Raw genomic sequence first — 22,693 nt, 5'->3', positions numbered from 1 at the left:
GTTACTTATTTTACAAAAATATTATGAGCGAGGATACAAATATGAATAATTATTCGGCAGATAGCATACAAGCCCTAGAGGGAATGGAGCATGTAAGGATGCGTCCTTCCATGTATATTGGAGATGTAGGAGTAAGGGGACTTCACCATTTAGTTTACGAAGTGGTTGATAACTCTATTGATGAGGCTCTTGCTGGGTATTGTGATACTATCAAAGTTATTATCAATGAAGACAATTCTATTACAGTTGAGGATAATGGACGTGGAATTCCAGTAGATATTCATAAAAAAGAAGGTGTTTCTGCCCTAGAGGTTGTAATGACCAAAATTGGAGCAGGTGGTAAGTTTGATAAAGATTCTTATAAAGTATCTGGAGGACTTCACGGAGTTGGAGTTTCTTGTGTGAACGCTTTATCTGAGTTGCTTGTAGCAACAGTTCACCGCGATGGTAAAATTTACCAACAAGAGTACTCTTGCGGAAAAGCTTTACATCCAGTTAAAGTAGTAGGAGAGACTACTTCAAAAGGTACAATCGTTACTTTTAAACCGGATTCTACTATTTTTACCAGTGAGTTAGTATATTCATATGATACCTTAGCAGGTCGTTTAAGAGAATTAGCCTTCCTTAATAGAGGGTTAAAAATTACTCTTATTGATAAAAGAGAAACAAATAAAGACGGGGAATATAAAAATGAGACATTCTTTTCTGAAGAAGGTCTAAAAGAATTTATCAAGTTCTTAGACGGAAACCGTACTCCTATTATTGAGCACGTAATTTCAATGGAATCAGATAAAGGAGAAATACCTGTAGAGGTTGCTTTAATTTATAACGATACCTATTCAGAGAATATCTATTCTTATGTGAATAATATTAATACACATGAAGGAGGTACGCATTTACAAGGTTTTAGAATGGGATTAACCCGTACCTTGAAAAAATACGCGGATTCTTCAGGTTTATTAGAGAAGTTAAAATTCGAAATTACTGGGGATGACTTCCGTGAAGGATTAACTGCTATTATTTCAGTTAAGGTTATGGAACCTCAATTTGAAGGACAAACTAAGACTAAATTAGGAAACAGAGAAGTAGTTTCTCCAGTGAGTCAAGCTGTAGCTGAGATGTTGGAAAATTATTTGGAAGAACATCCAAATGATGCCAAGATTATTGTTCAAAAAGTTATTTTAGCAGCTCAAGCTAGACATGCAGCTAAGAAAGCTAGAGAAATGGTGCAGAGAAAAACAGTTATGACTGGTGGTGGTTTACCTGGTAAATTATCCGATTGTTCAGAGCAAGATCCAGCTAAATGTGAAGTTTTCCTTGTCGAGGGGGATTCCGCAGGTGGAACAGCTAAACAAGGTCGTGATCGCCAGTTCCAAGCTATTCTTCCTTTAAGAGGTAAGATTCTTAACGTAGAGAAAGCTATGGGACACAAAGTTTTTGAAAGTGAAGAAATTAAAAATATTTTTACTGCTTTAGGAGTTACTATTGGTACCGAAGAAGATAGTAAAGCATTGAATTTAGAAAAGTTACGTTACCATAAAGTTGTAATCATGTGTGATGCCGATGTGGATGGTAGTCACATTGCAACTTTAATTCTAACATTTTTCTTCCGTTATATGCGTGGTTTGATTGAAAATGGTTATGTTTATATTGCTACACCACCTTTATACATGGTAAAGAAAGGACAGAAGAAAGAATATGCATGGAGTGATGAAGAGCGTCAAGAACTAGTAGATCAAATGGGAAGTGGTACATCTGTACAACGATACAAAGGTCTTGGAGAAATGAATGCGGAGCAATTATGGGATACAACAATGAATCCAGAGCACCGTATTTTAAGAAGAGTTACTATTGACAGTCTTCAAGAAGCAGATCGTGTATTCTCGATGCTAATGGGGGATGAAGTACCGCCACGTCGTGAATTCATCGAGCAAAATGCTACTTATGCAAAGATCGATGTCTAAAAAATATTAAAAAGCTATTACAAAGGTCAACACATTTTATGTATTGACCTTTTTTATTAACCATAAAATTATAATAACTATGAAAGTATCTATTATTGGAGCTGGTAACGTTGGGGCAAGTTGTGCCCAGATTATTGCCAACCAGCAAATCGCCTCAGAAGTTGTGATTGTTGATATCAAAGCTGGGTTAGCAGAAGGGAAAGCCATGGATTTAATGCAATGTGCTGCTACTTCTGGATTTGACACTGTAATTAGTGGTTCTACCGATGATTATCAACCTACTAAAGACAGCGATATCGTGGTTATTACCTCAGGTATTCCACGTAAACCTGGAATGACAAGAGAGGAGCTAATTGGAACTAATACCGCAATTGTTAAAAGTGTTATTGAAAATGCCTTAAAATTTTCCCCTAATGCAATTTTTATTGTTGTAACCAATCCTTTAGATACGATGGCTTTGGCTGCTTTAAAGATAAGTGGTTTAGATAAAAGACGCGTTATAGGAATGGGTGGGGCTTTGGACTCTTCTCGTTTTACCTATTTCTTAAGTCAAGCTATGAAAAAGCCTATGGCCGATATCCATGCTATGGTAATTGGAGGACATGGAGATACTACTATGATTCCTCTTATTCGTTTGGCAACTTATAAAGGTATCGCTGTTAGTGAATTTTTAAGCCAAGAAGAACAAGAGCAAGTTGTACAACAAACTATGGTTGGTGGAGCAACACTAACAAAACTTTTGGGAACTTCAGCTTGGTATGCACCAGGGGCATCCGTGGCTTATATGGTGGATAGTATTTTACATGATAGAAAAAAATTAGTACCATGTTCTACTTTTTTAGAAGGGGAGTATGGTCAAAGTGGTTTATATATAGGAGTTCCTTGTATTTTAGGTAAGAATGGTATAGAAGGTATTCTAGAATTAAAGTTAAATCAACAAGAAAAGCAAAAATTTGAACAAAGTGCACAAATGGTAAGTCAAACTAATAAAGAGTTGGATAACTTTTTGTCATAAAAAAACGGATTGTTAAAGAAAATATAAGATATGTACAAAAAAAAGCGGATATTCTTAAGTAAAATATTGGTTAATACTTGTGCATATTTTATATTTGCTCGTTTTTAAAATAGTAAATAATTAATTTTTAGTAATAATGCAGAATAAAGGACTCGTTAAATTTTTTGCGATCATATTTGCTCTGGTAAGTATTTACCAGCTATCTTTTACCTTTGTCGCTAGCCATTATGAGGATAAAGCAAAGGCTTATGCCAATGGTGATTCTTTTAAAGAATTACAGTATTTAGACTCTATTGGTTCGAAAAAGGTGTTTTTAGGGGAAACCTTTAATCAAGTTAGAGCCAAGCAAATCAATAAAGGTTTGGACTTAGAAGGGGGAATAAACGTTACCCTACAAATTTCAATTAAAGATATCCTTAAGGGATTGGCAAACAATTCAAAAAACCCTGTGTTTGTTGAAGCTTTGAATGAAGCAGAAACAATGAGACAAGGAAATCAAACTTATTTAGATGCTTTTTATACAGCATTTGAGAAAGCTTCTCAAGGAAAAGTAAAATTGGCATCTGGAGATATCTTTGCTAATAGAAACTTAAGTGAAATCACTGTTGGCATGTCAGATAGTCAAGTTAAGTCTATCTTAGATGTTAAAGTAAAGGAATCTATCGAAAGTGCTTATAGAGTATTCCGTGAGCGTATCGATAAATTCGGTGTAAGTCAACCTAATATCCAAATGCTTGGTGAATCAGGACGTATCTTAGTAGAATTACCTGGAGCAAAGGATGTAGATCGTATTAAAAATTTACTTCAAAGTACTGCTCAGTTAGAATTCTGGGAAACTTATAAGCTACAAGAGGTAGGTAATTATATTGAGACAGTTAATCAATATTTAAAAACTACTCAAGAAGCGCCTGTAGTTTTAGAGGAAGAATTAGTTTCTCAAGAACAAGAAGTTTCTGAGATTGATGCATTATTAGGCGCTTCAACAGATTCTTTGGCTCAAGAAGCAGTAAGCAATGGACCACTATTTGATTTAATGGTTGGTACAGGGCACCCAGAGAGTTCTGTATTAGCTTACTTTAATGCAAAAGATACTGTTAAGGTAAATGCTTATTTCAAAAGAGCAGACGTTAAGGCTTTATTACCAGCAAACTTAAAATACACGAGATTTGTATGGGGTAAACCTAAAGCAAATGCTGCTGGAATTGTTGAGTTATATGCATTAAAAACTAACCGTGAAGGAGTTCCTCCTTTAAGTGGAAGTGTAGTTACTGGTGCTCATGAAGAGTTTGACCAGTACAGTAATCCTAACGTTAGCATGCAAATGAATGCTAAAGGAGCTAAGATATGGGAAGAACTAACAGGTAAAGCCTTTAGAGATAAATCAAACATTGCTATTGTTTTAGATAATGTAGTTTATTCTGCTCCAGGAGTTACTTCAGGTCCTATCTCAGGTGGTAGATCTTCTATTTCTGGAGATTTCACTTTAGCTGAGGCAAAAGATTTAGCCAATATTTTACGTGCAGGTAAATTACCAGCAGGTGCAGATATTGTACAATCAGAAATCGTTGGTCCTTCTTTAGGTCAACAAGCAATTGATGCTGGAATGTTATCAGCTGTTGCAGGTTTAATCATCGTAGGTGCATGGATGGCATTCTACTACGGTAGAGCTGGATGGTATGCAAATATTGCATTATTAGCTAACCTTTTATTCATGTTTGGAATATTAGCTAGTTTAGGTGCTGTATTAACTCTTCCTGGAATTGCTGGTATTGTTCTTACAATGGGTACAGCTGTGGATGCTAACATTATTATTTCAGAAAGAGCTAAAGAATGTTTACGAAAAGGTATGAGCCTGGCCGATACTATTAAGGAGTCTTATAGTTGGACTGGTGCAATGCGTCCTATTGTTGATGCTAACGTAACTCATATTCTTACTGGAGTAATTCTATTTGCATTTGGTTCAGGACCAATTAAAGGTTTCGCAACAACCTTACTTATAGGTATTGCAACTTCTTTATTTACTTCTATTTTTATTGCTAGAATCTTTATGGATAGAGATGTATTAAAAGGAAGAACTCTTACTTTCTGTACTTCTATTACAAAGAACTGGTTTACTAATTTCCACTTCGACTTCTTAAAAGTTAAAAAATACACTTACGGACTTTCTGCTGTAATTGTTGTTGTATCTTTTATTTCTTTCTTTACTAATGGTTTTGACCAAGGTACAGATTTCGTAGGTGGTCGTACTTTCCAAGTGAAATTCGATAAGGAAGTTGTAGCTAATGAAGTAAGTAGTACTCTAGGAGATGCTTTTGGTGTTAACGTAGAGGCTAAAGTTTTTGGAAACAAAGAACAATTAAAGATTACAACTAAGTATAAAGTAGAAGAAGAAGGTGCAGATGTTGATTTAGAAGTTAACCAACTTTTATATAAATCTTTAAAGCCTTACTACAATACTGACTTAACTTATGAAGAGTTTGTAAGCCCAACCGATGGTGCAAGTATAGGAATTATACAAGCTTCAAAAATTGGACCTTCTATGGCAAAAGACGTTAAACAAAATGCTATCTGGGCTGTTTTAGGTTCTATGGCTGCTATTTTTGTTTACTTGATTATCTCTTTCCGTAAATGGCAATATTCTTTAGGTGCTATTGTATCGGTTGCTCACGATGTTATCTTCGTATTAGGAGTTTATTCGTTGACTTATAAGTTTATGCCATGGCATATGGAAATCGATCAACATTTTATTGCTGCTATCTTAACAGTAATTGGTTATTCGATGAACGATACAGTAATTGTATTTGACCGTGTACGTGAGTATATAGCTGGAAATACAATTGGTAACTTTAATAAGATTGTAAATGACTCTGTAAATACTACTTTATCTCGTACAATAAACACTTCTGTAACCTTAATTATGGTATTATTGATTATGTTTATTTTCGGTGGAGATTCAATCAGAGGATTTATCTTTGCTATGTTAATCGGAATTGTGGTTGGAACTTATTCCTCTTTATTCTTGGCTACTCCAGTATTAGTGGATACTATGCCTAAGAAAGATAAAGAAGAAATTGAAAGAAGACATCAATTATTCGAAGAAGAACAAAAAGAAGAAGCTACAGTTTAATACTAAGCTTTATTAAAATAAATTATAAAAGGGCTGCTTTATTATAAGGCGGCCCTTTTGTATTAATTATATCTTGATAGGATTGGTTTTAAAGACTCTTTTTGCTCTTAGGGTAAAGTATTGCTAAAGTTTTAAAAGACGTCCTTAAAGGCTTTAAAAACCTTTTTAAAGGATATAATCTGCTATAGCTAAGGTGAAAATTTGATAAAGGGTAAGATAGTCTAGTACTATGTAAAGGTGTTTTTAATAGGAAGGTCTTTATATGAAATGCTAAATAATTGAATTTTAACACATTATGTTTTGTTTTATAAGAAAAACTTAGTACTTTTATATAACGATTCCCCCTTTGAAGATAAGGGAGAGTTTCAACATACAGCGGTAGGGTAAGCGTTTTGACACTTCTGTCCATAGTATTTGGAAAAAGAGAGATACTTATGTAAAGGAAAAATTCTCAATCTATGACAGCCACTTTTATAATCTCAAGACCCTTTTACTCTACACTTGCGAGGCCTTTTGCGACTTCAAAGGGCCTTGTTTATTCTAATAACTTTCCTTTACTAGACTAAAGGTAAAAATTGTAAATAATAGCAGGATATATAAACAAAAAAAGCCTGGTGAGTTAATCACCAGGCTTTTTGTATTTATATAAGATAACTTTTTTATGTTGTAGGTCTGTTTTTAGCTGTAGCCCAAAGGTAGATTCCCACTAGGATAAACGGTAAGCTTAGCCACTGACCAGTTGAAAATACTCCAAGAGATTCCTCAAAGCCACCTTGACTTTCCTTGACAAATTCTACAATGAATCTAACTAACCATAATAGTACTAAAAATACACCAAAGATATAACCAAGCTTTTTGCCTGCATCGGTTTTCCAATAAAGAAAATGCACAACAATAAATACTAACACATAGCCAAATGCTTCATATAATTGAGCAGGGTGTTTGGCTACGATCATATCTAAATATGCAGAGTATTGTGGATCATTTGCAATGGCATAATAAGCCTTGTTATGATCGGCAAGTCCTGTTAATTGCATAGCTTGTCCTGGAGATATTTGGTCTCTAACAAAACGTACACCTGTAGCTGCTTGAGTAGGGATACCTACAATTTCAGAATTAAAGAAGTTTCCAAGTCGAACAAAGACTCCACCAATACTTACAGGTATAGCTAAGCGATCTAAAATCCAAAGTAAAGGTTTGTGGATCACTTTTTTACTGTAGTAGTACATCACTAAAATAATAGCAATAGCTGCACCATGGCTAGCTAATCCGCTAAAACCTACAATTTGAAATTCAGGAGAGAAGCGAACTGGGGAAATAATTTCAAATAAATTATTTTTATAGTAAGCCCAGTCATAAAAAAAGACATGACCTAATCTTGCTCCAAGTAGAGTAGCTATAACAGTATAGATAAAAAGTTTATCTAAATTCTCTACGCTTTCTCCCTCTTTGTCATATATTTTTTTCATTAAAAACCAACCTAAACCAAATGCTATAACAAACATTAAGCTATAGTATCTTAAAGGAATAGGTCCTAGATTAATGCCCTCGGCTGGATTCCATAGAATAGAAAGTGGATGTATCATAAATATTATAAGTGTTAAAGGCTAAAAGTAAGAAAATATTTCCAATAAGAATATCAAAATATGCTCTTAGTGTTATGGAACCGGGTCATAACCACTTTTACCCCATGGGTGGCAACTTAATATGCGCTTAATAGAAAGCCAACCACCTTTAAAAAGGCCATGTTTCTTTAAGGCTTGAAGGGTATAAGTCGAGCAAGTTGGACTATATCTACAAGCAGGTGGAAATAGGGGAGAGATAACTATTTGATAGAATCTAACTAGAACTATAAAAGGGAATATTAAAATCTTCTTTAGCATAATATAGGTATATAGAACAAAAAGCTATAAGTGACCTTATAGCTTTTTATATTTAAATGGAAAAAGTTGTTCCTTCTTTACCGTCTTTTAAGGTAATGCCTAGTTTATCTAGTTCATCCCTTATTTGATCACTCATAGCAAAATCTTTATTAGCTCTTGCTAAGTTTCTCATTTGGATTAACAAATTAACTGTACCTTCTAATTGGTCGTTGTTAGCTTGTTGTTCTTGCGGATCCTCTAACCCTAAAACATCAAATACAAAATCATGCATTGTTGCGCTTAATAGAGTTAAATCGCTTGCTGTTATTTTTTGCTTAGATTCTTTTATAAGGTTAATCATCTTAACCCCTTCGAATAAATGAGCAATTAAAATCGGACTATTAAAGTCGTCATTCATTGCTGAATAACATTGCTGTCTCCATGTTTTAATGTCTACAGTGCTTTCAGAGGCAGTAGGTAGGTCATTTAATAATTTAATGGCATCCATTAAACGTGAAAAACCTTTTTCTGCAGCTAAAATAGCATCATCAGAGAAATCCAATATACTTCTATAATGCGCTTGCAAGATGAAAAAACGTGCTACACTAGGAGCGAATGCTTTACTTAAAATAGTATTTTCTCCAGAGAAAAGTTCTCCTGGTAATATATTGTTACCAGTAGATTTAGCCATTTTTTTACCATTTAAGGTAAGCATATTAGCATGCATCCAATAGTTGACAGGAGTATTTCCATTACAAGCTTGATTTTGAGCAATCTCACATTCATGGTGAGGGAATTTTAGATCCATTCCTCCTCCGTGAATATCAAAATGATTACCTAAATACTTTGTGCTCATTGCAGTACACTCTAAATGCCATCCTGGGAAACCATCCCCCCAAGGAGAAGGCCAACGCATAATATGTTGTGGTTCTGCATTTTTCCAAAGCGCAAAATCTAAAGGATTTCTTTTATCACTTTGACCATCTAAATCCCTAGTATTAGAAATTAAGTCTTCAATCTTACGACCACTTAAAATCCCATAATTATGGTCTTTATTGTATTTTAAAACATCAAAGTAAACCGATCCATTTACTTCATAGGCATAACCATTTTTGATTATTTCTTGAATTACTTGGATCTGTTCAATAATATGTCCTGTTGCTGTAGGCTCAATGCTAGGAGTAAGGTTGTTGAATTGCTGAAGAATATTATGAAAATCTACCGTGTACTTTTGTACAATTTCCATTGGTTCGATTTGCTCGATTCTAGCTCTTTTTGCAATTTTATCTTCCCCTTCATCTACATCATCTACTATATGACCCACATCGGTAATATTGCGAACATAACGCACTTGGTACCCCAAGTGTTTTAAGTAGCGATATACCAAGTCAAATGAGATAAAAGTTCTACAATTACCTAAATGCACATAGTTATATACAGTAGGTCCACACACGTACATACCTACTTTTCCAGGTAAGATAGGAGTGAATACTTCTTTAGTTGAAGTAATAGAATTATAAACTTTTAATTGTTGCTCTTGATATAATGCCATAGTCTTATTTATGTGTTTTAATTAGAACTTAGTTTCTAATTTGATGTAATCTAAAAATTCTTTACGAACATTTTCATCTTGGAATTTACCTCCAAACTCAGCAGTTACTGTACTACTTTCAATATCGCGGATACCACGAGAATTAACACATAAGTGTTTAGCATCAATGATACAAGCAACATCTTCTGTATTTAAAACGCGTTTTAATTCATTTACGATTTGAATAGTAAGTCTTTCTTGAACCTGTGGACGTTTTGAATAATAGTCTACAATACGGTTCATTTTAGATAAACCAACTACTGTACCATTAGAGATATATGCAACGTGTGCACGTCCAACGATAGGTAATAAGTGATGCTCACAAGTAGAATAAACAACAATGTTTTTCTCTACAAGCATTTCACTATATTTATATTTATTATCAAATGTAGAAGCACTTGGTTTTTTTGCTGGATTAAGACCACCAAACATTTCTTTAACAAACATTTTTGCTACACGATTTGGAGTTCCTTTTAAGCTATCATCTGTTAAGTCTAAACCTAAAGTATTTAAGATGTTTTCAACGTCTTTTTTAATTAACTCAATTTTCTCCTCGTCTGTGCGATCAAATGCATCACCTCTTAATGGGGTTGCATCACTAGAAGCGATGTGGTTATCACCCATTTCGTCGTGAAACTTTTCGTTGATATTCATTATGTTTCTTTTTAATTCAAATTGTTATAAATCGGTACAAATATAAATAATAATTACAGATAATAAGGTCTAGTAATTCTATAAATACTATGTAGTAAGTGTTTTTTAATCTAACTATCTGTATTATATGTGTTTAATTGGTTTTATTCAAGGATTTAAGGCATCCTTTATCTGGTTTTACTTAGCCAATTTTAGTCTTGTGCAAAATTTTGAAATAAAACCTCTTATTTAAAACCCAACTTGGCAAGTTGTATTGTTGTCTATCTAATAGCCCTTTGCACTTACCTTAGGGAATGTAACTTCCCATTAAAGGCAAATGTAAAGGGCTTTATTGGCTTATTATATTTAGGATATGGGACTATTCGTCCTTGTTATCACCAGTTAAAAATTCATTGAAGATCTTGATACTATCAATCGGATCTGGCATGCCCATAGGAGCATTCTCTCTTTCGTAATGTTCTACTAAAATATGGAGAACTTCCAATTCGTCCTTTTGTTGTTCCTCCAAGGTAGATTCCTCTAAAAGTTGAATTTTTACTAAGGCCATTTGATAATCTTCTTGATTTTTGATAGGTTTCATAGTCAATATTTTTATAGTTTATTTTGGTATAATCTAAAAATACATCAAATTGATCAGCTAGCCTAATGCATTGGCAAAAGATTAGCTATTATCCCTTTTATTTGATAGTATATAGCTTTGAATATGCAGGTATGCTATAGTACTATGTCCATTAGGTTATTAGGCAAAAAAGTTTGAAAAGTTCTTTTATTGAAAAAATAGTACTAGTTTAGGCCAAACTATCAACCTTAATCAATTTTAAAAATGAAAAAAACGCTAGCTTGCCTTTTTATTTTAACTGCTAGTTTAGTGGCTAAAGCACAAGATGGAAGTAAGGAGTTTATGCAAGAATTGCATAAACATTGTCACAAAGCCTACCAAGGAAAGGTAGTAAGTTCTCCTGTACCTTCGGATTTTGATAATAAAGAATTAATCATGTATGTGAGCTCATGTGAGCCAGGACAGATAAAAGTGCCTTTTTTTGTAGGAGATGATTTGTCGCGTACTTGGGTATTTACTCTAAAAGGAGATAAACTAGAACTTAAACACGACCACAGAAAGCAAGATGGTACTCCTGATGAAGTTACTATGTACGGTGGGACAACTAGCCATAGTGGTTCGAAAGAGATACAATTTTTCCCAGCAGATCAATATACCAATGATATGTTACCTGGAGCAGGGGCAAACCTTTGGTGGGTAACTTTGGATGGAGATACCTTTTCTTACAATTTAAAAAGAGTTACTTCTGAAAACGTTTTCAATGTGGTTTTTGACTTATCTAAGCCAATTACTACAGATAAAAGACCTTGGTAATAAAAACAAAAAACTCCTGAAATTTTCAGGAGTTTTTTGTTTTTATTAACTAGCACATTTAGGCTTGTTTTTATTTATTTCGTCTTGTAATTGACGACGTATTTTTTGTTCTCTTTCTAAAGATAGTCTTCTTAAATCTTCTAATTCATTTTCAGTTTCATCTAATTTACTTAAGGCATCTTTAGTGTGAGCATGGCTCTTTTTAAATCTTAGAAATAGTACAACTAAACTCGAGAAAAGGATTGCAATTATAGCTCCTATTAAATTTAAAAAAGTTCCCTTATTGGTAGCTATTCCAAATACCTCTAAGTTGTTTTCTCTTGCTAAAGCATCTTGAAGTTCTAATTCCACTTTTTGCAATTCTGTACTTAATTGTTCTACACTAGCTTTTTGCTTTAATACTTCGGCATTATTTAGATCAATTTCATTTTTTAACTCCTCTATAGAACTAGCAACGTTTCGTTGTAATAATTCTAATTTATCTTTTTTTACTACTTTAAAAGTTTGGTAATTACTAGATTCTTGGATTAAATTACTAAACTGTTCGTTTACTGAATTTTTAGATTGTGCAAAGCAAAATGTTGTAAGAGCGAGTAGGGAGGCCGTTAGAATTAATTGTCTTTTCATTAATTGTTTGTTTTTCATTTCATCGATAAACGCTAATATAAGGCTATAATGAAATAGGAAGCTAATTTATTTGAAACGAACAATCGTTTATTGTATAAATTAACAATATTTTAAGATTTGTAAATAAGTCTATTTTAGAAATATATTGGCAATGGTATTATTTAATTTTGAAGCAACTCCCTAAAAAGCATTGAATGAGTGAGTTTTGTTGTTGTTTTGAAAGTAATAATACTATCAAGGGAGTTGCTTGTTATTCTAACTTCTTAAAAGCTTAAGGTCAGTTGAGTAAGTTGACCTAAACGAATAATTTCAAAATTATTTAAAAAAATTACAAATGTTCTTTCTTGTGTCTTATTACCGTATTCTATTAAGAGAAAGGGAATAAGGTATCTTTAGTTAAGGCAAAAGCCTTTGTTAAAGAGACTCCGCAAGAGAGTTGATATAAAACTTTACTTGACGTAGTTACAATGAATAAAAGCAATTCCTATGCCAATAGGTTATAAGCGGATAAAAGATTAAAATGTCTTTTTAATAGATACAGTTTGTGGAATTATTCCCCAAAGTATTTATTTTATATGTAGAAAATACCATAATATTAACATTTTGTATCCTTATAGGTATTAGCAGTCTTATTTTTTATGTAATAAAACAAGGTCTAGTTTTTCGCACTAAACAAAGTTGTTCCTAAACTAGCAGTAATTACACAGCAAACTGATACCCATTGTAAAAGGGTTAATTGCTCATGTAAAAAGATTAGTCCTGAAAAAGCTGCAAATGCAGGTTGAAGACTTGTTAATATACTGAAGGTCTTTGCAGGTAACCTACTCAAAGCCACTAAGTCTAAGGAGAAAGGTAATGCACTAGATAATACTGCAACTGCTAGTCCTAATAATAATGTATTGGTAGTCAGGTTTTTAAGTTCTCCTGTGTAAATAACCACTGGCAATACAATTAAAGTAGCAATAACCATTCCGACAGCTAAAGCATTTTTAGTATCCATTTCCCTAGATACCTTACTTCCCATAACAATATAACAAGCCCAGAAAATACCAGCTAATAAAGCTAATGCTAACCCCACGATATCTACATTGTTTTGTTGCCAAGGTACAATGAGTAAGATTCCAGCACATGCAAATAAAGCCCAAAGGATATCTAGTGGCTTTTTAGAGAAGTATAAAGCTAAGAATAATGGACCAACAAACTCAATGGTCACTCCTAATCCTAGGGGGATTCTTTGAATAGCTAAATAAAAGATCATATTCATCAAAGCAATAGAACCTCCATAGAAGAAACAGTATTTCCATTCTTTTTTTGTAAAAGTGGAAATTTTTGGTCTAATAATAATATTTAGTAAAATGGCAGATAAGCCAATTCTAAGGGTTGTAGTTCCAGTGGCTCCTAAAACAGGAAATAATTTTTTGGCTACGGATGCTCCTCCTTGCACGCATACCATAGAGGTTAATGCGGCGCTAATGGCAGTTGCATTGCTTTGTTTTTTCATTTTTATTTTTTTGATTTTATAGGTTAATGTTCTGTAATGCAGTGTTTTGTAGGTGAGCTTTTTGTCTTAGGAACAATTTATGATGTTTCTTGTGATAAAAGGGCCTTTTAAAGGGTTAAAACTACATAAAAAAAGCTTACAAATGCCTTTTAAAATAGTTTAGAAAACCCAGTAGATTATTTCTTATTTTACTGCTTTTAACCAGGGACAGGAAAATAATTCTCTTATAGAATAGGAGCAAAAATATTTTTTCAATAATATCCCTCCTTATTACGAAACTTTTTAGTTATATTAATGTAGTTGTTTGATAAACTTGGATAATTGCTGGTGTGTATTTATTAAGATAGGATCTGCTATTTTTTTAAAAAATATCATAGAGTAGGGACTATATGGGCTTGGATGTTTATAAAATAAATAAAAAAAGCAGTTTTTTAGACTTAAAAAACTAGGAGGTATAACTCTTTGAGATGTATTTAGTTAACCTTTTTAAAAACTGAGTAAGAAGAGTTTTGAGTAATATATAAACATTAATATGTAGGTTAAGGTATTTAAATTAGTTAATTTTATAGGAAATTGTTGAAAAGAATGAAAAATATATTTTTACTTATGTTTGTGGGTTTTCCTTTTGCTTTTTACGGGCAAAATAACTTAGAACATAGCCAGGATAGTTTATTAACTAAAATAGAAAAGTATAATCTACAGGGCAAAGAGTATTACATAACTCAGCAAGAAGAAGCGGAGTTTGTACAGAAAACCTTTCATTTTCCTAAAGAATTTTCTAGTATTGAAAAGGATATTTCTCTTATTTCTGAGGTAGATACTCTTTTTGCTTCCTATGTCCAAGTAGAAGGGGATAAGGGGAGCGCTATGAAGCTTTACTATGTGCAGGATTCTCGAGTTAAAGGAATACTTCCTAATATAGATACAGATAACGATAGCCTAGTGAACTACCTTTTATACGATGCTGGTATTCCAATTAAGAAGTATAGTGTTACACCTTTTTATGATATAAACTCATGGATAAAAGAAATGGTATTTCAAGACTTTAGTCGCCCTATTCAAGAACAACCTTTAGATATTGATTCCATAAAGCAGAGCTATGAGATAGAGGATCAATTTGCTAGGCATGGTCAGAGGGTTATTACACCTTGCTATAGTGTAGTGGAACAGAAAAACAGGGATAAGGATACTTCCCAAATAGAGTATGTTTTTTTAAGATCACCTGCAGCTAAGGTAGATAATTGGATTGTTATAGCTAAGAAATCTGGAGTTATTTGGGTATATGATATAGTTAGTGATGCTCAGGATAATAGGTTAATTAGTTTACAAAAGGCCAGAATAAATAATATAGGTTTTGACCAGAAAAGAGTAGTTGTTTTTCAAGAGGATAAACAGTTACTTTGGGGAGCTTATTTTGAACCCACTAGAAATTCTAAGTGGAATAAGACTAACCAATTTGAATTTGATTATAATAGGAAATCAGATAAAAAACCTATTACAGCTAGAGTTGTTGTAGATTATGGCCAAGAAGTAAGCACACCTTTTTTCAAGATTGTTTTAGCCTTAGCTCATAATCCTGAGTACTTTAAAATTACAACTTCTCTAAATGATTTAGACTTTAGCCAAATTTGTAAAACCTTTGATTTTTCTATGAAATCGGATTTTAAAAATTCTTACACTTTAAAAGATAATCTATAAAATAGCAAAAGTAAAAAGGATTTATCGGTATGCTTTAGTATAAAGTATGGCTGTGGTAAAATAAAAGCAGAAATACTTAGCTAAAAGCAATAATAATATTTTTTAAATTTGGCTTAATCCTTACCTTTAGCCAAGAAAATTTATACAAAAACCAAATGACTTATTTAGAAAAACTATCGCAATTACGCTCTGTAATGAAAGAGCAAGGGGTAGATGCTTATATTATTCCCTCTTCCGATCCTCATATTAGTGAGTACTTACCAGAACACTATAAATGTATAGCTTTCACAAGTGGATTTACTGGATCTGCTGGAACATTAGCTGTAACTCAAGATTTCGCAGGTTTATGGACAGATTCAAGATATTTTGTTCAAGCCGACAGTCAATTAAAAGACACTGGGTTTTCTTTAGTTAAAGTTAAAGTTCAATATGCACCAGAGTTTGTAGATTGGATAGCTACAGTATTACATAAAGGGGATACAGTTGCTTTTGACGGTAACTTAGCTTCTTTAGGATTGGCTAACTATGTGAAATCTACTTTATTACCTTTAGGGATAAAAGTAGATGGGCATAAAGATTTACTTGACCCTATCTGGAAAGACAGACCTTCTTTGCCTTTAGAGCCTGTATATACATTAGATCAAAGTCAAACAGGAGAGTCAACTACAAGTAAACTTGCTCGTTTGAAAGATGAATTAAAAAAGCGTTCTATTGAGCACCACTTGGTTTCATCTTTAGATGATTTAGCTTGGTTGTTAAACATAAGAGGTACAGACGTAAAATGTAATCCTGTTACTTTAGGATTTGTGTATGTTAATCAAGACAAGACAATTTTATTTATTGATAATAAGAAAATTAGTCAGGAAGTAGCCAATGAGCTAAGTCAACATGGAGTAGAGTTAAAACCATATGATAAGGTAAAGGAATTCTTAAGTGAATTACCTGCTGGTGATAAAATCCTTTTAGACCCAAAAAGAACTTGTTTCTCAGTTTATGACTCTGTGCCTTCTACTATGCAAATTGTAGAGGATATCAATCCAACAACTCATTTTAAATCAGTGAAAAATCCATTAGAGATTGAAAAAACTAGACAAGCAATGATTAACGATGGTATTGCTATGACTAAGTTTTTTATGTGGATAGAGCAAAATGTAGGTAGTGGAAAACTATCGGAGATGAGTATTGCAGATCATTTAGAATCCTTAAGAGCAGAGCAGCCTGGTTTTAAATCAATTAGTTTTGATACTATTGCTGGATATAAAGCTCATGGAGCTTTGCCACACTATAAAGCAGAATTAGATAGTAATTCTACTTTACAAAGTGATGGATTATTATTAGTAGACTCAGGAGGACAGTACTTAAGTGGTACAACAGATATTACAAGAGTTGTTTCTTTAGGGAATATTACTGCAATGGAAAAACAAGATTATACTATTGTATTAAAAGGTATGATTGAGGGATCTATGGCTATATTCTTAAAAGGAATTAGAGGTTATCAAATTGATGCTATCGTAAGAAGACCAATTTGGGCTACTAAGCGTAACTATTTACATGGGACAGGTCATGGTGTTGGGTTTTTTATGAATGTTCATGAAGGACCTCATACATTTAATGGAGCAGCAGTGGATATTGCAATTCAACCAGGGATGATTTCTTCTATTGAACCAGGACTTTATAGAGAAGGTCAATATGGTATTAGAATTGAGAACCTTGTTTTGGCAAGAGACTTAGAAACTACAGAGTTTGGAGATTTTATGGATTTTGAAACTTTGACAATTTGTTATATTGCTACAGATCTAGTGGATAAAACACTTTTAGCGCAAGAGCATATCGATTGGCTAAATAATTATAACGCTTGGGTTTATACCCAATTAGAAGGGCATTTATCTTCAGAGGAGAAACAATGGCTTAAAGAAAAAACTTCTGCTATTTAATTAGATTATAGAAGTGAAAAATAAGAAAAGGGAATAGTTTAGATAACTATTCCCTTTTTTATTATTAGCAAGTTGGCAATGTATTATACCTTATTAAAGGTAGATTAATTTGCATGTTTTGCGTTAAATACTGGTTTAATTCTTCCCAATTGGTAAAACATAATTCTGTGGCTATTTTTTGTAAGTCCATATCGGAAAATAAAATAAGTTCTAAACCCTTTAGCGCTCTTTCCTTTTGCTGTACAGTTGGAATGTCAAAGCCAAAGTGTGTTTTAAAGTAATCGCTAAGTTGACCAGGGGTTGCTTCCCATTTCTCGCAAAGGCTATCTATGCAAGAGCCATGCTCTAAAGCAATTTGATTTTTAAGCTCCTTTAGATTTTTTGGATCTTTATAGGAGTTAATTACACTGTTTTTGCTATTTAGATGCTGTTGTAGGTTAGTTTGTACACTTACCAAATGAAGGGTAATGTGCTCGTTTTTACTGTTTTGATTAATAAATCCGGTTATTAAGAAACTTTCGGTTTTATTGGGGTTGGTATAACAAGTACAATTAAATAAGGTGTAAGAATCTTGTTGAGAAGTAGCTCTAAAGTTATTTAATTGGCTTTGAATATACTCTAATAAGTGAGTTTGTTGGATAGCACTATGGGCATCTAAACCTATATGACGAACAAGCTGATTGTTTTGATCATAACAAAGTGTTGTAGTAAATATTTGCTTAGGGGTTTTGAAGTGTTCCTTTGCCTTAGCATAATTTAGATCAATGATACAATTCAGTATGGTGTTAGACATGGAACTGAAGTAATTGTGGTAAAAATGGTCCCAGGCTATGCTTTGCTTCGGTATTGGCACTTTTTCAAAATGTGCCATAAAGCTATCCACCTTATTACATAAGGTTTCATAGTGTTGAATATTCATAAAGAGTTTTGTTTGGTTAGTTTTCAAGGGACAATGTATATAAAAATTGTCAACTTAGAAAATATTTTTGTTTTCTAAGGCTTCCTTTTAATGCTAATGTAGTGTCTGATAAGAGCTGAAAATTTGACTTTGTGAAATGCATTAGGCGTTTATATTGGAGTTTTTTGAATAATTCTTAGCTATAAGGGGAGTTTATAGGTAATTATTCATCGTGTCTATCTTATAAAATTTTAGTAAAAACAGGAGTACTACAAGCAAAAGCAATTCTTTTTCTTAATAAAGATAACGCTTTGATTGTATTTGTTTAATTATTAGAAACTAAGTGCTTTACTGCCAGGCAAAGCGACTTTCTTAGAAAATATTTTCCTATATTGCTAATCTACTAAAAAACTAAAAAACTATAATTATGCAACAAGTTACACCATATGTACCTAAAAATAAGGTACGTATAGTTACTGCTGCCGCTTTATTTGATGGACATGACGCGGCTATAAATATCATGAGACGTATTATTCAAGCCACTGGATGTGAAGTAATCCATTTGGGACATGATAAGAGTGTGGAGGAGGTAGTAAATACAGCTATACAAGAAGATGCTAATGCAATTGCAATGACATCTTACCAAGGAGGACACAATGAGTACTTTAAATACATGTATGACCTTTTGCAAGAAAAAGGAGCAGGACATATTAAAATCGTTGGAGGCGGAGGTGGAGTAATTCTACCATCTGAGATTAAGGAGTTGATGGATTACGGAGTGACAAAAATATACTCTCCAGATGATGGCCGTGCCATGGGACTTCAAGGGATGATTAATGATATGATCCAAAAGGCAGATTATGGAACTTTGGATTTAGAATTACCAAAAGGAAAAGATGTATATACTTCTTTAGCCGATAAAGATATAACTACTATTTCTCGCCTTATTTCTTTAGCAGAAAATAAAGAAGAAGAGTTTTTAGAGATTTTTAAATTCGATCCAGAAAAACATAAAAACACACCAGTACTTGGTATTACTGGAACAGGAGGAGCAGGAAAGAGTTCCATGGTGGATGAATTAGTGAGACGATTTTTAATTGATTTCCCTACAAAAACGGTAGCTTTAGTTTCCGTAGACCCTTCTAAAAGGAAAACAGGAGGAGCTTTATTAGGAGATAGAATTCGTATGAACTCTATTGATAATCCTCGTGTGTATATGCGTTCTTTAGCTACTAGACAATCCAATTTAGCTTTATCTCGTTATGTAGAAGAAGCACTTCAAGTTCTTCAAGTAGCCAATTACGATTTGATTATTTTGGAAACCTCCGGTATTGGACAAAGTGATACAGAAATATTGGAGCATTCAGATGTTTCCTTATATATTATGACACCAGAATTTGGAGCAGCTACTCAATTAGAGAAAATCGATATGTTAGATTTCGCTGATATAGTTGCTATCAATAAATTCGATAAGCGCGGGGCTTTGGATGCTATTAGAGATGTGAAAAAACAATTCCAACGCAACCATAATCTATGGGATCAAGATCCAAATACTATGCCTGTATTTGGTACAATTGCTTCACAGTTTAATGACCCAGGAACAAATAAGCTTTATAAGGCTATTATCGATAAAATTAAAGAAAAAACAAAAGCAGATCTGAATTCTAGTTTTGAGATTACAGCTCAAATGAGTGAGAAAATATATGTAATTCCACCAAGTAGAACTAGATATTTGTCAGAAATTGCGGAAAACAACCGTTTGTATGACCAAAATGCGCTAAGTCAAAGTGAAGTGGCACAAAAGTTATATGGTATATATAAAGCAATTGAGGCAGTTTGTGGTAAAGAACCTTTAATTGACAAAACAGGAATTGTAGAGTCTAGTGTTCTTTGTAAAAAAGAGGAAGATCTATTATTAGTTGGACTTTTATTGAAGGAATTTGATAAAGTAAAAATGAATTTAGACCCTTATAACTGGATTACTATTGTAGAATGGCCTAAAAAAATAGCTAAATACAAAGATCCTGTGTATACCTTTAAGGTAAGAGATAAGTCTATTAATATTCAAACGCATTCTAAGAGCTTATCTCATTTAGATATTCCAAAAATTGCTCTTCCTAAATATAAAGCTTGGGGAGACATTTTAGAATGGATTCTTCAAGAGAACGTTCCTGGAGAATTCCCTTTTACAGCGGGATTATATCCTTTTAAACGCGAGGGGGAAGACCCTACAAGAATGTTTGCTGGAGAAGGTGGACCTGAGCGTACCAATAGAAGATTCCACTATGTATCTTTAGGTATGCCTGCAAAACGCTTATCTACTGCTTTTGACTCGGTAACTCTTTATGGGAATGACCCAGGAAGTAGACCTGATATATATGGTAAGATTGGAAACGCAGGAGTGTCTATTTGTTGTTTAGATGATGCTAAAAAGCTATACTCAGGTTTTAACCTTGCACATGCTTTAACTTCTGTGTCTATGACCATTAATGGTCCAGCACCTATGTTATTGGGCTTCTTTATGAATGCAGCTATTGATCAACAATGTGAACTATATATTAAGGAGAATAATTTAGAGGCAGAGGTAGAGCAAAAGATAGCAGCTATTTACAAGGCTAAAAATGTTCCTAGACCTCAATATAATGGAGAACTTCCTCAAGGTAATGATGGTCTTGGATTAATGCTTTTAGGAGTAACAGGAGATCAAGTACTTCCTTTAGAAGTTTACCAAAAGATAAAAAGAGATACCTTATCTCAAGTAAGAGGTACGGTGCAAGCAGATATTCTAAAAGAAGATCAAGCTCAAAATACTTGTATTTTCTCTACAGAATTTGCCCTTCGTTTAATGGGAGACGTACAAGAGTATTTCATCCAAAATAATGTAAGGAATTTCTATTCTGTTTCTATCTCAGGTTATCATATTGCTGAGGCAGGAGCTAATCCAATTACTCAGCTAGCCTTCACTTTAGCAAATGGCTTTACCTATGTAGAGTACTATTTAAGTAGAGGAATGGATATTAATGATTTCGGACCAAACCTATCCTTCTTCTTTAGTAATGGAATTGATCCTGAGTATGCTGTGATTGGTCGAGTAGCTAGAAGAATTTGGGCAAAAGCATTAAAGAATAAATATGGGGCTAATGAGCGTGCTCAAATGCTAAAATACCATATTCAAACCTCTGGTAGATCATTACATGCTCAGGAAATTGACTTTAATGATATACGAACTACATTACAAGCTTTATATGCTATTTATGATAACTGTAATTCTTTGCATACAAATGCTTATGATGAAGCTATTACTACCCCTACGGAGGAATCCGTACGTAGAGCAATGGCTATCCAGTTAATTATCAATAAAGAGTTAGGTTTAGCTAAGAATGAAAATCCAATCCAAGGTTCTTTCATTATTGAAGAGTTAACTCAATTAGTAGAACAGGCTGTATTGGAAGAGTTTGATCGTATTACTGAAAGAGGTGGAGTACTAGGTGCTATGGAAACAATGTATCAGCGCTCTAAAATCCAAGAGGAATCTCTGTATTATGAAACTTTAAAACACAATGGAGAATTCCCTATCATTGGGGTGAATACGTTTTTAAGCTCTAAAGGTTCTCCTACTGTTGTACCTGCAGAGGTTATTCGTGCTACAGAACAAGAAAAGGAGTTCCAAATTTTCACTAAAGAAAATTTAAACAAAGCCAACGCCGCGCAAGTGAGTAAACAATTAAAGGAAATTCAAAATATTGCTATAGAAAATGGAAATATTTTTGAAGCCTTAATGGAAGCTACTAAAGTATGTTCCTTAGGACAAATTACTGAAGCCTTATTTGAAGTAGGTGGACAATATAGAAGGAATATGTAATAAAATCTTAAGATAAGTAAGATTTCAGCCCATAAATAATAGATATTATTATTTATGGGCTATTTTTTTATTCTATTGTTAAGGTGTTTTTGTTAAAATTTTTAGTTTTATCAAATAGACTAGGTAAAGAGGAGGGTTTAATTTAACATTTGTGTTAATGATAATGCAGTAGTGATAAAACTATGAGTAGTAGGGGCTTATAGGCTAGGAATATCATAAAACTTATGTATATTGCTAAGGTATTTCAAAGGCAGTTAAAGCTGTTTAAGAAATTATTTTCACAAAGTGATTTTAACAAAGAAACTAACCCTAACCAAAACTATATAAAAAAGCAACTCTTAACCAAGTTGTTTTTTTGAAAGAGACGGCCTTTTTTGTCTCTTTGAAAAATTTAAGCCAGTAGCCCAAAAGCTACTGGCTTTTTTTATTTCTAAACTATACTATATATTGGGTTTGACTAGTATAAAGTTGTTTTTTATCGTGGAACTATAAGGTTGTTTTTTGATAAAATAGTATTGTTTAAATAGTAAGTTTATACTTCTTGCTACTAAATAATAAGTTTATACTTCGTGCTACTAAATAATTTCT

Annotated in this window: 15 protein-coding genes; 7 read left to right on the top strand and 8 right to left on the bottom strand. The window is 33.1% G+C overall.

Annotation, left to right across the window (positions count from 1 at the left end):
* Positions 1 to 23: 23 nt before the first annotated feature.
* From gyrB to secDF, 3 genes are all read left to right on the top strand, one after another.
* Entirely contained in the window at positions 24 to 1,964 is a 1,941-nt protein-coding gene (gene gyrB / locus ACYSNM_RS04485; protein ID WP_461755803.1) for a DNA topoisomerase (ATP-hydrolyzing) subunit B, read from the top strand.
* Positions 1,965 to 2,043: 79 nt separating this feature from the next.
* Positions 2,044 to 2,979 (top strand): malate dehydrogenase, encoded by a 936-nt coding sequence (locus tag ACYSNM_RS04480; protein ID WP_461755802.1) that lies wholly within the window; start codon positions 2,044 to 2,046, stop codon positions 2,977 to 2,979.
* A gap of 136 nt (positions 2,980 to 3,115) precedes the next feature.
* Positions 3,116 to 6,106, top strand: a complete 2,991-nt coding sequence (gene secDF, locus ACYSNM_RS04475; RefSeq protein ID WP_461755801.1) for a protein translocase subunit SecDF — start codon at positions 3,116 to 3,118, stop codon at positions 6,104 to 6,106.
* Positions 6,107 to 6,765: 659 nt separating this feature from the next.
* On the opposite strand, the gene lgt is transcribed toward secDF, so the two are convergent.
* The 5 genes from lgt to ACYSNM_RS04450 all read right to left on the bottom strand — a co-directional run bounded on the left by lgt (position 6,766) and on the right by ACYSNM_RS04450 (position 10,793).
* Positions 6,766 to 7,692: a prolipoprotein diacylglyceryl transferase gene (lgt, locus tag ACYSNM_RS04470; protein WP_461755800.1), complete on the bottom strand. Its 927-nt coding sequence runs from the start codon at positions 7,690 to 7,692 to the stop codon at positions 6,766 to 6,768.
* 72 nt (positions 7,693 to 7,764) lie between these two features.
* The gene (gene yidD, locus ACYSNM_RS04465; RefSeq protein ID WP_461755030.1) at positions 7,765 to 7,989 is read right to left on the bottom strand and encodes a membrane protein insertion efficiency factor YidD; all 225 of its coding nucleotides are present in this window, start codon (positions 7,987 to 7,989) and stop codon (positions 7,765 to 7,767) included.
* A 52-nt stretch (positions 7,990 to 8,041) separates the two neighbouring features.
* Complete coding sequence (gene cysS / locus ACYSNM_RS04460; protein ID WP_461755799.1) at positions 8,042 to 9,520, bottom strand: cysteine--tRNA ligase; 1,479 nt, start codon at positions 9,518 to 9,520, stop codon at positions 8,042 to 8,044.
* A 21-nt stretch (positions 9,521 to 9,541) separates the two neighbouring features.
* On the bottom strand, positions 9,542 to 10,213 hold the full coding sequence (gene folE / locus ACYSNM_RS04455) for a GTP cyclohydrolase I FolE (RefSeq protein WP_461755032.1): 672 nt from the start codon (positions 10,211 to 10,213) through the stop codon (positions 9,542 to 9,544).
* 358 nt (positions 10,214 to 10,571) lie between these two features.
* On the bottom strand, positions 10,572 to 10,793 hold the full coding sequence (locus tag ACYSNM_RS04450; protein WP_461755798.1) for a hypothetical protein: 222 nt from the start codon (positions 10,791 to 10,793) through the stop codon (positions 10,572 to 10,574).
* Between the two features lie 243 nt (positions 10,794 to 11,036).
* On the opposite strand from ACYSNM_RS04450, the gene ACYSNM_RS04445 reads away from it, so the two are divergent.
* Positions 11,037 to 11,585 carry a hypothetical protein gene (locus tag ACYSNM_RS04445; RefSeq protein WP_461755797.1) on the top strand — a complete coding sequence of 183 codons (549 nt, stop codon included), beginning with the start codon at positions 11,037 to 11,039 and terminating at the stop codon, positions 11,583 to 11,585.
* A gap of 45 nt (positions 11,586 to 11,630) precedes the next feature.
* Here the strand turns inward: ACYSNM_RS04445 and ACYSNM_RS04440 are convergent, their stop codons facing one another.
* Both ACYSNM_RS04440 and ACYSNM_RS04435 read right to left on the bottom strand, forming a co-directional pair.
* On the bottom strand, positions 11,631 to 12,212 hold the full coding sequence (locus ACYSNM_RS04440; protein ID WP_461755796.1) for a hypothetical protein: 582 nt from the start codon (positions 12,210 to 12,212) through the stop codon (positions 11,631 to 11,633).
* 655 nt (positions 12,213 to 12,867) lie between these two features.
* Positions 12,868 to 13,713, bottom strand: coding sequence for an EamA family transporter (locus tag ACYSNM_RS04435; protein WP_461755795.1), 846 nt, complete (start codon positions 13,711 to 13,713; stop codon positions 12,868 to 12,870).
* Positions 13,714 to 14,298: 585 nt separating this feature from the next.
* Between ACYSNM_RS04435 and ACYSNM_RS04430 the strand changes: the two genes are divergently transcribed.
* The gene (locus tag ACYSNM_RS04430; RefSeq protein WP_461755794.1) at positions 14,299 to 15,411 is read left to right on the top strand and encodes a hypothetical protein; all 1,113 of its coding nucleotides are present in this window, start codon (positions 14,299 to 14,301) and stop codon (positions 15,409 to 15,411) included.
* Between the two features lie 155 nt (positions 15,412 to 15,566).
* On the top strand, positions 15,567 to 17,345 hold the full coding sequence (locus tag ACYSNM_RS04425; protein WP_461755793.1) for an aminopeptidase P family protein: 1,779 nt from the start codon (positions 15,567 to 15,569) through the stop codon (positions 17,343 to 17,345).
* Between the two features lie 64 nt (positions 17,346 to 17,409).
* Here ACYSNM_RS04425 and ACYSNM_RS04420 read toward each other — a convergent pair whose 3' ends face one another.
* Positions 17,410 to 18,264, bottom strand: a complete 855-nt coding sequence (locus ACYSNM_RS04420; RefSeq protein ID WP_461755792.1) for a hypothetical protein — start codon at positions 18,262 to 18,264, stop codon at positions 17,410 to 17,412.
* Between the two features lie 406 nt (positions 18,265 to 18,670).
* On the opposite strand from ACYSNM_RS04420, the gene ACYSNM_RS04415 reads away from it, so the two are divergent.
* Positions 18,671 to 22,105, top strand: a complete 3,435-nt coding sequence (locus ACYSNM_RS04415; RefSeq protein ID WP_461755791.1) for a methylmalonyl-CoA mutase family protein — start codon at positions 18,671 to 18,673, stop codon at positions 22,103 to 22,105.
* Positions 22,106 to 22,693 lie beyond the last annotated feature (588 nt).

The sequence above is a fragment of the Myroides sp. LJL116 genome (assembly GCF_054871685.1).
Note: the sequence above shows the minus strand (reverse complement) of the source record. Positions and strands in the feature narration are given on the sequence as shown.